Origin of the sequence: Myxococcus sp. AM011 (genome assembly GCF_013372595.1) — a bacterium.
Lineage (GTDB): Bacteria > Myxococcota > Myxococcia > Myxococcales > Myxococcaceae > Myxococcus > Myxococcus eversor.
Genome location: NZ_JABXEM010000583.1, coordinates 1 through 859, shown reverse-complemented (window position 1 = coordinate 859; position 859 = coordinate 1). Strand labels below are relative to the sequence as shown.

Annotated in this window: 1 pseudogene; it reads right to left on the bottom strand. The window is 67.8% G+C overall.

Going from position 1 to position 859, the window contains the following annotated elements:
* Positions 1-162: 162 nt before the first annotated feature.
* Positions 163-859: pseudogene (locus HUW62_RS47440) on the bottom strand (hypothetical protein); the annotation flags it as partial.

Genomic DNA, 859 nt, shown 5'->3' with positions numbered 1-859 from the left:
CATCCCACCTGCGCAATCGCCTTCGCCTCTTCGAAGGTCATCCCCTCCACCTCCGCCCACGTCGCCTCCCCCCTCGCGAAGGACCGCATCCGCTGCACCGCTCCGCTCTCCATCCGCATCGCCACTGCCGCCTCGTGTTTGATGACGCGTCCCATGGGCCCCTCAGGCGCCGCGCAGGTTGGAGATGGCCGTCTTCGCCATCTCGTTGAACTTCGCCGACATGTTGCTCATCAGGTCGAACATGGATTTGCGCTTCTCCAAGAGCCGCTGAAGCCGCAGCTCCAGCTCGCGCATGTTCCCGTCCAGCGTCGCGGCCTTCTTCTTGTCGGCGTCCGACGTGCCCAGCGCCGCGCGGTCCTCCCCAGCGCTCGCCATGCTGTCCATGACCTGCAGAATCTCCGCGTCCGTCTCCGTGGAGATGGCGCCGAGGATGGCCTGCACCTTGTCCTCGATGCTCATGTTCGGGTTGTCGACGATGGAGCGCGCGCTCGACACCTTCGTCGGCGACGTGCCCGGCTTTCCGCCCCCCGACAACTCCAGCTCCGCCTTCACGTCCAGCCACCCGATGATGCCGTCGCGGCCGTCGATGCCCGCCGCCATCTCCAGCCGGTCGAAGTACTCCGGGTGGTCCTTGAAGAACTGCGCGGCCTTCTTCAGCGTCGAGGACGCCGCGGGATTCGCCAGCAGCGCCGCCATGTCCTCGCGCGTGACGCGGTCATCCTTCGTTCCCGCCGCCGTGTCGAACGTGCCCCAGTTGTCGCGCAGCACCGCCACCGCATCCAGGTACTCGCGAAAGTCCGGGTCCTTCGACGTGGGCGGCTTGCCACCGCCACCCACGGGGCCCTGCCCGCCCCCCGTC